The organism is Methanoculleus sp., assembly GCF_035363275.1.
In the GTDB taxonomy this organism is placed as follows: Archaea; Halobacteriota; Methanomicrobia; order Methanomicrobiales; family Methanoculleaceae; genus Methanoculleus.
Genome location: NZ_DAOSET010000067.1, coordinates 1 through 10,827, shown reverse-complemented (window position 1 = coordinate 10,827; position 10,827 = coordinate 1). Strand labels below are relative to the sequence as shown.

Below are 10,827 nucleotides of genomic sequence, written 5' to 3'. Positions count from 1 at the left end.
CAAAATAGCACCGTTTTTATACTCACGGCAACCTGATCTCTTTAATGTCGCATCAACTCCCCCTCGCGAGGACTGCGCTGCTCCTCATCGTCCTCATGCTGCTCATCACCCCGGGGAGCGCTGCCGGCACAGAGCCGAGCGAATGGGAGTATCCGGAAACGATACCGGGCGATCCGGTCCCTGAGTACATCTGGAACGTGCCGCTCAAACTGATCCTGCTCGACTTCGTCTTCATGACCGCCCCCCTGCTCTTCCTCCCGGTCCAATTCCTCATATCGGTAACCGTATGGCTCATTCTCGGCCAGAGGAGGATCTCCAGAAAGAACGTTCTCGAACACGACACCCGCCGTGCGGCGTACCTCTGCATCCGGGAGAACCCCGGGATCAACTACGCCTTCCTCTCCTGCAGGCTGGGCGTTAACGCAGGAACCCTCCGGTACCACCTTGCAATCCTCCGCGAGACGGGAAAGATTCTCGCGGAGCACGACCACGGGCAGGTGCGGTATTATGCGAACGGCAAGAGGGGGCATGAGGGAGAGAGTTATTCTCTCAGTGGGACGCGGAGAGAGATCCTCGATCTCATCACGCGGAATCCAGGGATAGCGCGAAAAGATGTCGCATCCGCGCTCGGGATCTCCGGTGCATCGGTGACCTGGCATATGTCGCTGCTCATCCGGGACGGTGCCGTACGGAGCGAGAAGGACGGAAGGCTGGTGCGCTATTTCCCCCGGCGGGGTATCGTATTCCGGGCGAATAGGGGCGCAGACGCAACCGGTTAGGTCACCTGGGGGCAGTTGGGCTGGAGGCGATGAATGAGTCCCGGTTCTCGACGCTCACCTACCCGTAGACTACGGACTCGGCTGCCGCGAGATCCTGCCGGGTGAACGCAATAAGAACCTCTTCTGGAGATGGTGGAGATCCCGGGCTCCGGTGGGGAGTGATCGTGATGGTGTACCAGCGCGCGTCCGGGCCGAACATCACTTCTTTCACCGGGCGGAATATTCCATCCAAGACCTCGTAGAGCCTTCCCCGGGTCTCGTTGTAGTGGTCCCCGTACGCGTTCACGCTCACAAGAAGCCTCATACCCCGGTCCCGGGAGGGAATATCCTCCAGGGCGATAGCGTCGACCTCCCGCAAGAGTTCAAGGGGGTGCACCCCCTGCACGGAAAAATTGAACTTCTGCGATTTGGCCGATACTGTTCCGCCCGGCCCCACATACGCCTCGTAGCCGTGCTGTTCGCCGTTCTTATCGCCGTAGAAGTAGAGCCATATCACCCGAATCGCGCCGTCCCCGGCGATGTTGGTCTCCAGTCGCAGCAGTCTCGCCGACTCGTTCTCGACGCCGGTGCTATCGACGGCGATCTCCCAGAGGTCCAGGATGGCCGGGTTGTACGCCGGGGACTCAAGATGGGTGATATTCTCGATACGGGTGACGTCCGGAGCCTCCGGTAAGATGAAGAAGTGCATGCAGGCGTAGACAGTTATTACTCCGACGGTGACGGCAAGGATCGGTCGTCTCATGGTAGTTCCGGGCCGATGGAACCGGCGTGGTTAAAGTCAGTATGGGACCGGCCGGGCTTGAAGTTTCCGAAATGTGACCGGTGCAGAGTATCGTCGGTGTACCGCGGCCACTGGTCGGATCCACTCCTCTCACGCCCCGACGTGTAGAGGAATGTGAGAGAAAAGGTATATGGAGTAACGATCCAGTCTCAAGACGGCAACACCCGTGGAAGTGCATCTGAGTAATCCTTGCCCGTTCCGGGCGGCGGAAAAACCTCGATTGTCACTTAAGGGGCGATGCCGCGTATTGTCGCGGGCCTGCGGCACTCTTGCGACCACGGACGGAGAACGAGCATGAAGATAGATATATGTACACTGACCGGTGATAACACATGACGGCGGAACGGGTCTTCACCGTGGCCCAAAAAGAGTTCACCGACCAGATCACGGGCTGGCGGTTCCTGGTGATCCTCGCCCTGTTCCTCGTCATCGCCCTGGTGGGAACCTACAGCGGGGTCGGGAGCTACGAGAGAGAACTGGATAGGTATGCCCAGCAACTGGCGGCGATGGAAGACCGGTTCGACGGACCGGCCGGGATGATGCCCGCAAAACCCCCGGTCGAGGGCATCTACTCCTCGATGTTCCGGACGCTGGTCTCCTACGGGGGGCTCCTTGCCATCGCCGTCGGGTTCAGCCTGGTCTCCGGGGAGAAGGAGTCCCGGTCGCTCAAAAGCCTCCTCTCCCACCCGGTCTATCGCGACGAGATCATCAACGGCAAGGCGCTCGGGGGCGTTGCGCTGCTCGCCCTCGTCGTCGGGAGTGTGCTCGCAATATCCACCGCGCTCCTCCTCGTCTTCTCGATCGTGCCCTCTTCCGGCGATCTGTGGATGATCCTGACCTACGCCGGCGTCATCCTCCTCTTCCTCGTGACGTTCTTCTCCATCGCGCTAGCCATCTCCACCCTCTGCCGGGAGAGCGGCAGCGCCCTGCTCCTCTCCGTGGTCGTCTTCATCCTCCTCGTCTTCCTGTTCCCCTACGCCACCACGCATATCGGGATGGCGCTCATGATGGAGGAGCCCGATCCGGCGGCATATGGTGGGGATATCTCGTCGGAAGGTTACCAGGCAGCAATCACGGCGTATTACGGTCAGTTTGACCTTATCCAGAGCATCGGAAACCTCGCATCACCGCAGATGGCAACCAATGCCCTCATCCAGGGGATCGCCAACGCCCCGACATCAGGGGCAACCCTTGAAGATACGCTCGGCGGGATATGGTCGAGTGTTGCGGCCCTGACCATCTACCCCGTCGCTTTCTTCGCCGTCGCGTACACGAGGTTCATGCGGATGGATATCCGGTGACCGCTCGTGAGAGGAGGGGGCTCTGTATCCCTTACCAAAACGCCAGATATAGGAAATAAACCCCGATCACGACGATCGCGACGCCAACGATCCGGTCGAAGGCCTCCCCGCTCACCCTCGCCTTCTCCTTGATCCTCTTCCCGACCGCGCCGCCGAGCGAGCTGATCACGATGAGGGGGATCGCGAGCCCCACGGCGTACACAAAGATCGTGAAGAGCCCCTCGATAGCCGTCTGGTAGAGCGCGATGTAGGTCAGGACGACGAGGAGCATCGGCGCTCCGCGCCCCACGGTGATCGCCCCGAACGAGAGCCCGAGGAGGAACGCTCCCGTAACGGAGTAAGATACGGGCGCCCGAAAGAGGTTGAAGATGCTCCGTATCGGCGGTTTGTAGACATGGAGGAGCTGCAGCCCCATCAGGATCATCAGCACCCCGCCGATCCCCCACGCGACGGTGTCACTCAAGAAAAGCAGGTACTCGCCGACGTATCCCGCGACCCCCCCGAGCGGCAGAAGGACGAGGACCGTGCCGAGCGAGAACGCCACAGTCAATTTGAGGATCCCGGCGAGCGTGAGGTTCGTCTTGCCGCTCGTCAGGTAGCCTATTAGCCCGAGACAGAGGACGCTGTTGCAGGGGCAGATCCCGGCGACGAGGCCGAAGACGAAGACGCCGAGGACCGAGGGGTCGAAGGAGGCCACGAAGAGAGGTTGGATCGGGAACGAAAATATACCTACGGTTCCGCACTCTCCGGCACGGAGATACATTTAGAGAGGTATTTCAGAGCAGAGGCTCCATACTCCTCGAACAGCAATGGTCCCGTGGGAGCTCGTATTCGCCGTCGTTCCTGGCCTGATCCTCTTCTTCTACGGGATAGAGAACTTCTCCCGGGAGATTCTCGCGGTCGCGAAGGGCAGCTTCGCCGCTGTCCTCGGCAGGGTGACGGCGCGGCCCATCCTCGCTGCGCTCCTCGGCGCCGTCGTCACCGCTCTCGTCCAGTCGAGCGCGGCGACGACGATCATCACCGTCAACCTCGTTAACACCGGGACGCTCTCATTCCTCCAGAGCCTCGGGATCATCATCGGCTCAAACATCGGGACGACCGTCACCGCCCAGCTCGTCGCCTTCAAGATGACGGCCTTCGGGCAGGTGCTGATCCCGGTCGGGTTCCTCGTCGGGATCTTCGGGCGGCGCTACCGGTTCCTGGGGAAACCCCTCTTCTACTTCGGCCTGGTCTTCTTCAGCTTAAACCTCATCTCCACGGCGCTCGCGCCGTTCCAGAACGATCCCGAACTCATCGGACTTATCACGGATTACTCGGCACTCCCGCTCGCCATCCTGATCGGGTTTCTCGTGACGACCATGATACAGTCGAGCGCCGTCACGACCGGGCTTGCCGTCGTCCTCGCCCAGCAGGGCCTGCTTACCCTCCCGCAGGCGATACCGCTCCTGCTTGGCGCGAATATCGGATCGACCACGACGACCCTGATCGCCTCGGCCCGGATGGGCCTCCACTCCCGGCGGGCGGCGGTCGCTCACTTCACCTTCAACCTCGGCGGTGTGCTCCTGATCTTCCCGTTCCTCGTGCCGTTCACCGATATCGTGACGACGATCGGCGGGACCGAGGCGCAGATGGTGGCGAACGCCCACCTCCTCTTCAACCTGATCACGGCAGGCGTCTTCCTCCTCCTCATCAGGCAGTTCGGACGGATCGTCGAACGGGTGGTGCCCGGGAGCGAGCCCGAGATCCTGATGCGGACACGTCACCTCGAGGGCGGCCTCCCCGACGATACGCACCAGGGATTCGACCTGATCCAGCAGGAGCTCAAGCACGCCCACGAGGTCACGCTCGACCTCTTCCGGGCGGCGATGACCTACCTCGCCACCTCAAAGGAATCGGACTACCAGATGCTTGAGAAACTCAAGAGCCTGAACAACTACCTGGACCGGAGGATCGAACAGGCCCTCCGGCAGATCTCGGCACGGCAACTCTCCGACGCGGAAGCGACCGAGGTAGTCTTCCTTGTCCGGATGTCAAACGAGATCGGGCGGCTCGGTTACCTTGGGGCGGATCTCGGAGAGTTTTTCCGCAGAGTGTCGCGAGACGGGAACGGTGTCTCTGCCGGCCGGGTGAAAAAGACCGAGAGTGTCTACCGGATCCTTGATGGGAACATCGTCGGGCTCGGGCTCCTCTTCCCCCGGATCCGGGATACGACCGTCGCGGAACTCCGCGCCCGGGACATCGAACTCCAGCGTGTCATCAACGAGCATTACCGCGAACAGCTCGTCAGTCTCAAGAAGGAGGGCGACTTCGGGAACAGCCGCTACCTCGAGGTCCTCTCCATCATCGAAGCAGCGAACGCCAAGGTGCGGGACCTTCGCAAACTCGCCGAGCAGTATTCGCGCGAGAAGGCGGTCGAGGCAACGTCACTCCGGGTGGATGACCCGCTTCCTCTGCGCCATCCGGTAGCCGGAGACGACCAGAAGAGAGTCCCCGACTTCCCGGTCGAGCGCCGCATCCCCGGAATCGACGTACAGCAGGGGGGTCCCGGCGAGCTTCCCCGGCGTGGCGACCACGATCAGGTTCGATAGCCCCGCTTTCCGGAGCACTGCGGGGCTTACCTGCTGGTTCCCCCTCCCGAGGATGAACCCCTGGGCGCCGATAGGGCTCACGACGATCTTCGCCCGCGGGTATCGCTCAAGGAGAGCGAGCAGCGTCCGTTCGTCGGCGTCGCGGGCGAGGGTCTCTCCGTTCCTGACGGCATCGACCCCGAGGAGGGTCGGGGCAAGCCCGAGCCGCTCCATGACCCGGGCCGTCGTGCTCCCGGCGCCGACGATAAAGAGGGTCTCCGGGAGCATGATTTCGGTGATAAACGCGGCAATATCATCCTTCGCCCGCTCCTCGTCCTGCTGCTCGAAGACCTGCTTCCCTCCTTGCGTCCGCTCCGGAATGTAGGGGACGCACGCGTAGCCGTAGAGCCGGGCCGCAAGGCGTCCGGAGCGGTAAGCCTCCTCGTCGACGTCCATCACCTCGGAGTCCCGGCAGGCGATCCGCCCGGCCTGCCGGATGAGGTCGGCCGCCGCCGAGGGATTGACCGCAAAGACCGCCGAGTACATCTTCACCCCGGCGGGAATACCGAGAATGGGGACCGACCGGCCTACGGCGTCAAAGACATCCCGGGCCGTCCCGTCCCCGCCGCAGAAGACGATCAGATCGACCCCGGCATCAAGGAACGCCCGGCACGCGGCCTTTGTGTCGGCGGCGCCGGTCGGCGTGCCGGGCTGGTAGAGAACGGTGAAGCGTTCGATCCCCGCCGTCACGAGAACGTCCTCCCCCATCGGCGCTGCAGCGGCGTACCATGTGATATCATCGTCGCGGAGGAGAGAGAGGGCCTGCATCGCACGATCGCCGGCACGCGGAACCGCGCCCCGGCGGAGGGCTTCCTCCGCCTGCCCGTCCGTCCCCTTCAGCCCAACGGCGCCGCCCAGCCCGGCGAGGGGGTTGACCAGGAGACCGATGGTCTTTTTCATCCCTCTACTCTTTTGTGCCGGGGTATATCAGGTTCGGGGTCGGGGACGAGACCGCCGCGTAGCGACCTGATCGCCGTCGCGAGCGCTTCGTCCATCGCGGCCTCGTCGCTTGAGTGCTCCTCGATGATCCGGACAAGGGCGCTCCCCACGATGACACCGTTTGCACCGGCTTCGACGACGATCCGAACGTGTTCCGGGCACGAGACCCCGAATCCGACGGCGAGTGGGAGGTTCGTCTTCTCCCGCACCGCGCCGACGAGGCAGGCGATACCGGGCGGGAGCCGGTCGCGTTCGCCGGTAACCCCCTCGAGCGAGATCAGGTAGACAAACCCGGAGGCCTCCCGGAGGATCGCGTGCTGCCGCTCCGGCGAGGTCGTCGGGGCGATGAGGGCAATCCGGTCGATGCCGTATCGGACGGCATGCGGCGCAACCTCGTCCGACTCCTCGACGGGGAGGTCGACGATGAGGACCCCGTCCGCATCGGCGGCGGCCTCCGAAAAGAACCGTTCGGGTCCCCGGCGGTGGACGACGTTGTAGTAAGTGAAGAGGACGATGGGAAGATCCGGTGCGTGCTTCCTGACCCGCCGGACGAGTGCGAAGACGTCGTCCAGGGTCGTGCCCGCCCGGAGAGCGCGGACATGCGCCCGCTCGATCACGGGGCCGTCCGCCACCGGGTCGGAATAGGGAACGGCGATCTCGAGGAGGTCGACGCCCGCATCGACCATCGTTGCGGCTACCCCGAACGATCTTTCTCCATCCGGGTCCCCGGCGACGGTAAACCCGATAAAGACCGGATTCTTCCGGGCAAAGAGCGCCTCAATCCGGCTCATGCCGCACCCCCGTGGATCATTGCAACGTCGGCGACGTCTTTGTCGCCTCTCCCGGAGAGGTTGATGACGATAATACCGTCACGGTCAAGGTCCCCCGCCGCCCGGAGAGCGTAGGCGACCGCGTGGGCGGACTCAAGCGCCGGGATGATCCCCTCGGTCCGGGAGAGATAGCGGAAAGCCCGGAGTGCTTCGGCGTCCGTGACCGCCTCGTAGCGGACCCTCCCGGAGTCCTTCAGCATGGCATGCTCGGGCCCGACCGAGGGGTGATCGAGGCCGGCAGCGATCGAGTGCGTCTCGCACGCCTGGCCGTCGGCGTCCTGGAGAAGATAGGAGAGAGCACCCTGGAAGACCCCGACCGAACCGGCCGAGAGCGAAGCCCCGTGATGGCCGGACTCAAGCCCCTCGCCCCCGGCCTCGACGCCGACGAGCCGCACGTCGTCGTTTGAGAACGGGGAGAAGATCCCGATCGCGTTCGAACCCCCGCCGACGCAGGCGACGACGGTGTCGGGGAGTCTCCCCTCCCGCTCGAGGATCTGCCGCCGCGCCTCTTCGCCGATGACCGACTGGAAGTCCCGGACGATCCGGGGGAAGGGGTGCGGGCCGACGCAGGAGCCGAGCAGGTAGTGGGTCTCCCGGAGGTTCGCCACCCAATCGCGCATCGCCGCGTTGATGGCGTCTTTGAGGGTCCGCGTCCCGGAGACGACCGGGACGACCCGGGCGCCGAGGAGTTCCATCCGGAAGACGTTGAGCGCCTGGCGCCGGGTATCCACCTCGCCCATGTAGACCTCGACCGGGAGACCGAGGGCCGCGCCCGCGATCGCCGTCGCGACGCCGTGCTGCCCGGCTCCGGTCTCGGCAATGAGCCGGCGCTTGCCCATGAACTTCGCCATCAGCGCCTGGCCGAGGGTGTTGTTCAGTTTGTGCGCACCGCCGTGGAGGAGGTCCTCTCGCTTCAGGTAAACCCGGCAGCCGAGGTCGCGGGAGAGGTTCCCGCAGTAGGTGAGCGGGGTCTCCCGACCGGCGTATTCGTGGAGGTACCAGGAGAGCCGGCGGGAGAACTCCGGATCCTCACGAACCCGGGCGTAGGTCCCCTCAACCTCGATCAGCGCGCTCATCAGGGTCTCGGGCACGTACTGCCCGCCGTATATACCGTATCGTCCTGGTTTCATAGATCGTTCATCATCCTGCATATCTTCACGAACGCCCTCATGAGGCGCTGGTCCTTGACTCCCGGCGCCGCCTCGACGCCTGAACAGACGTCGACGGCATACGGCCGGACTGCCCGGATTGCCGCGGCGACGTTGCCGGGGGCGAGCCCTCCCGCGAGGATGACCGGCACCGGTGAGGAGGCCACGCACTCCCGGGCATACTCCGGGTCGAACGCCCGCCCGGTCCCGTGGCTGTTATCGACGATCACCGCGTCGCAGTCGTCCCGCAGGGGTTCGCCAGGCGCAAGCATCCGGATGACCCGCACCCCCGCGTCGCGCGGCACGGCGAGACCGCCTGCCACCTGCACCGCGTCCGGGCGCAGGGCGAGGATTCCCGGCAGATCTTCGGGCCGGGTGGTCGAGGTGACCGCGACCGTGGTCACGAACGGCGGGACCGCCGCGAATATCTCACGGGCCACTTCAGGGGTCACCGAACGCGGCGAGGGGCTCGCGAGCACCACGCCGATCGCGTCGGCTCCGGCCGCCACGGCCAGGAGTGCGTCGCGAACGCTGGTCATCCCGCAGATCTTCACGCGAATACGAACCCCTCCAGTCGTTTGCGCCGGTCTCGCGCCGACATCAGGGCGGACCCGATCAGGAACGCGTCGCAGTGCCGGGAGAGGCTCCGAACGTCGTAGGGCCACGTGATGCCGCTCTCCGAGACCACGATCCTCCCCGCGTCGCGTGCCGCCCCCGCGAGGCGGACAGTTGTCGAGAGATCGATCATCATCGTCTCGAGGTTGCGGTTGTTGATCCCGATGAGGGTCGCATTCGTCGCGAGAGCACGCTCCATCTCGCTTCGGTCGTGGACCTCGACGAGCGGCTCGAGCCCGAGCGCGAGCGCCCCGTCGACGAACGTGGAGAGATGATCACCGAGCACCCTGGCGATCAGGAGGACAGCATCGGCACCGAGCGCCCGGGTCTCGCCGAGCTGGCGGACGTCGACGATGAAGTCCTTCCTGAGGATGGGGACACAGACCGCACGCCGCACCCGGACGAGGAACTCGGGGCTCCCCCCAAAGTAGGTGGGCTCGGTCAGCACCGAGAGCCCGGCGGCCCCGGCGACGACGAACTCCCGGGCAATCGCCTCGGGGGTGCAGCTGTCGTGGATCCTCCCGTGCGACGGGGAGGCGAACTTCACTTCAGCGATGATTGCATGTCTCTCCCCGCAGGTACGGATGGACGCTCCGAGGCTCCGGCGGGGCAGGGGATCGGGATCGCCGACCGGTTGATCGAGGTGCCGGAGGCGCTCGCGGGTCGATCGGACGATCTCGTCGAGGATCATGTTGCGCCTCCGGTCGCCTCAATAAGGCGGCGGAGCCGGTCGAGCGCCGCCCCCGAGTCTATCGACACTTCGGCACGGGCGATGCCCCCGGCGATGCCGTCGGCCTTCCCGCCGAGGTAGATCGCCGCCCCCGCATTGAGGAGGACGATGTCCCGGGCGGGACCGTTGTCGCCCGATAGGACAGCAAGGAGGGTCGCGGCGTTCTCCTCGGGCCCGCCTCCCCGGAGAGCGGCGACGGGCGAGCACGCGATCCCGAACTCCGTGCAGTCGAGTGTATACGTCGTTACCTCGCCGTTTCGGAGCTCCGCGACCGTCGTCGGCCCGGCCGTCGCGATCTCGTCGAGGCCTGCGCCGTGGACGACCATCGCCCGCTCCGCCCCGAGGTCGCCGAGCACCCGGGCGACCGGAAGGGTCAGGCGGGGGTCGTAGACGCCGAGCAGGTGGGATCCCGCGCCTGCCGGGTTCGTCAGGGGGCCGAGGAGGTTGAAGACCGTCCGTATCCCGATCTCCTGCCGGGCGAGCCGGGCGTACTGCATCGCCGGGTGGTAGGCCGGGGCGAAGAGGAACGCAATCCCGGCGGCCGCGAGGACGCCCGCCACCCGTTCGGGCGGGATCGCGACAGTGACCCCGAGCGCCTCGAGGACGTCGGCCGAACCGCACCTGCTCGAAACCCCGCGGTTCCCGTGCTTCACGACCGGGACGCCCGCTCCGGCCGTGACGAGGGCCGCAGCGGTGCTGATGTTGAACGTCTCCGCACCGTCGCCTCCGGTCCCGCAGGTATCCACCCGCGCCTCCTGAGCGGGAAGAGAGACCGGGACGGCGGCGGCCCGCATCGCCCGGGCGAACGCCGCGATCTCTGCAACTGTCTCCCCCTTCATCCGGAGTGCCGTCAGAAATCCGCCGATCTGGGCGGGTGTCGCCGCGCCCCGCATGATCTCCTCCATCACCCCTCCCGCCTCGGCCGAGGTGAGGTTCGTGCCTGAGGAGACCCGGACGATCGCCTCGCGAATCATGCCGCACCTCCCGGGCCGAAGAGGAAGTTCGCCACCAATCGGGTTCCCTCGGGGGTGAGGATGCTCTCCGGGTGGAACTGCACCCCCTCGATCGGGAACTCCC

General features: G+C 65.1%; 11 protein-coding genes and 1 pseudogene. 3 read left to right on the top strand and 9 right to left on the bottom strand.

Features of this window, described 5'->3' with window-relative positions; translation table 11 throughout:
* Positions 1–44 precede the first annotated feature (44 nt).
* Positions 45–779 carry a winged helix-turn-helix transcriptional regulator gene (locus PLN84_RS11565; protein WP_292383325.1) on the top strand — a complete coding sequence of 245 codons (735 nt, stop codon included), beginning with the start codon at positions 45–47 and terminating at the stop codon, positions 777–779.
* Between the two features lie 58 nt (positions 780–837).
* Here PLN84_RS11565 and PLN84_RS11560 read toward each other — a convergent pair whose 3' ends face one another.
* Positions 838–1,521, bottom strand: a complete 684-nt coding sequence (locus PLN84_RS11560) for a hypothetical protein (RefSeq protein WP_292383326.1) — start codon at positions 1,519–1,521, stop codon at positions 838–840.
* Positions 1,522–1,892: 371 nt separating this feature from the next.
* Here PLN84_RS11560 and PLN84_RS11555 point away from each other — a divergent pair, with 371 nt between their 5' ends.
* The gene (locus tag PLN84_RS11555; RefSeq protein WP_292383328.1) at positions 1,893–2,861 is read left to right on the top strand and encodes an ABC transporter permease subunit; all 969 of its coding nucleotides are present in this window, start codon (positions 1,893–1,895) and stop codon (positions 2,859–2,861) included.
* 31 nt (positions 2,862–2,892) lie between these two features.
* Here the strand turns inward: PLN84_RS11555 and PLN84_RS11550 are convergent, their stop codons facing one another.
* On the bottom strand, positions 2,893–3,558 hold the full coding sequence (locus PLN84_RS11550) for a cytochrome c biogenesis protein CcdA (protein ID WP_292383329.1): 666 nt from the start codon (positions 3,556–3,558) through the stop codon (positions 2,893–2,895).
* A 112-nt stretch (positions 3,559–3,670) separates the two neighbouring features.
* On the opposite strand from PLN84_RS11550, the pseudogene PLN84_RS11545 reads away from it, so the two are divergent.
* Positions 3,671–4,561: pseudogene (locus PLN84_RS11545) on the top strand (Na/Pi symporter); the annotation flags it as partial.
* A gap of 723 nt (positions 4,562–5,284) precedes the next feature.
* Here the strand turns inward: PLN84_RS11545 and PLN84_RS11540 are convergent.
* The 7 genes from PLN84_RS11540 to PLN84_RS11510 are packed head-to-tail and all read right to left on the bottom strand — an operon-like array spanning position 5,285 to position 10,816.
* Positions 5,285–6,388, bottom strand: a complete 1,104-nt coding sequence (locus tag PLN84_RS11540; RefSeq protein ID WP_292383331.1) for an ATP-NAD kinase family protein — start codon at positions 6,386–6,388, stop codon at positions 5,285–5,287.
* On the bottom strand, positions 6,385–7,218 hold the full coding sequence (gene trpA, locus PLN84_RS11535) for a tryptophan synthase subunit alpha (protein WP_292383332.1): 834 nt from the start codon (positions 7,216–7,218) through the stop codon (positions 6,385–6,387). The genes PLN84_RS11540 and trpA overlap by 4 nt, the downstream gene beginning before the upstream one ends.
* Complete coding sequence (trpB, locus tag PLN84_RS11530; RefSeq protein WP_292383334.1) at positions 7,215–8,387, bottom strand: tryptophan synthase subunit beta; 1,173 nt, start codon at positions 8,385–8,387, stop codon at positions 7,215–7,217. The genes trpA and trpB overlap by 4 nt, the downstream gene beginning before the upstream one ends.
* Positions 8,384–8,959 carry a phosphoribosylanthranilate isomerase gene (locus PLN84_RS11525; protein ID WP_292558811.1) on the bottom strand — a complete coding sequence of 192 codons (576 nt, stop codon included), beginning with the start codon at positions 8,957–8,959 and terminating at the stop codon, positions 8,384–8,386. Before PLN84_RS11525 ends, trpB begins: the two co-directional genes overlap by 4 nt.
* Positions 8,956–9,711 carry an indole-3-glycerol-phosphate synthase gene (locus PLN84_RS11520; RefSeq protein WP_292383338.1) on the bottom strand — a complete coding sequence of 252 codons (756 nt, stop codon included), beginning with the start codon at positions 9,709–9,711 and terminating at the stop codon, positions 8,956–8,958. Before PLN84_RS11520 ends, PLN84_RS11525 begins: the two co-directional genes overlap by 4 nt.
* Positions 9,708–10,724, bottom strand: coding sequence for an anthranilate phosphoribosyltransferase (gene trpD, locus PLN84_RS11515; protein WP_292383339.1), 1,017 nt, complete (start codon positions 10,722–10,724; stop codon positions 9,708–9,710). The genes PLN84_RS11520 and trpD overlap by 4 nt, the downstream gene beginning before the upstream one ends.
* Entirely contained in the window at positions 10,721–10,816 is a 96-nt protein-coding gene (locus PLN84_RS11510) for a hypothetical protein (protein ID WP_348532089.1), read from the bottom strand. Before PLN84_RS11510 ends, trpD begins: the two co-directional genes overlap by 4 nt.
* Between the last annotated feature and the right edge of the window lie 11 nt (positions 10,817–10,827).

Excerpts from the sequence above, each read along its gene's own strand:
- PLN84_RS11565 (WP_292383325.1), top strand. The coding sequence starts at position 45 with ATGTCGCATCAACTCCCCCTCGCGAGGACTGCGCTGCTCCTCATCGTC.
- PLN84_RS11560 (WP_292383326.1), bottom strand. The coding sequence starts at position 1,521 with ATGAGACGACCGATCCTTGCCGTCACCGTCGGAGTAATAACTGTCTAC.
- PLN84_RS11555 (WP_292383328.1), top strand. The coding sequence starts at position 1,893 with ATGACGGCGGAACGGGTCTTCACCGTGGCCCAAAAAGAGTTCACCGAC.
- PLN84_RS11540 (WP_292383331.1), bottom strand. The coding sequence starts at position 6,388 with ATGAAAAAGACCATCGGTCTCCTGGTCAACCCCCTCGCCGGGCTGGGC.
- trpA (WP_292383332.1), bottom strand. The coding sequence starts at position 7,218 with ATGAGCCGGATTGAGGCGCTCTTTGCCCGGAAGAATCCGGTCTTTATC.
- trpB (WP_292383334.1), bottom strand. The coding sequence starts at position 8,387 with ATGAAACCAGGACGATACGGTATATACGGCGGGCAGTACGTGCCCGAG.
- PLN84_RS11520 (WP_292383338.1), bottom strand. The coding sequence starts at position 9,711 with ATGATCCTCGACGAGATCGTCCGATCGACCCGCGAGCGCCTCCGGCAC.
- trpD (WP_292383339.1), bottom strand. The coding sequence starts at position 10,724 with ATGATTCGCGAGGCGATCGTCCGGGTCTCCTCAGGCACGAACCTCACC.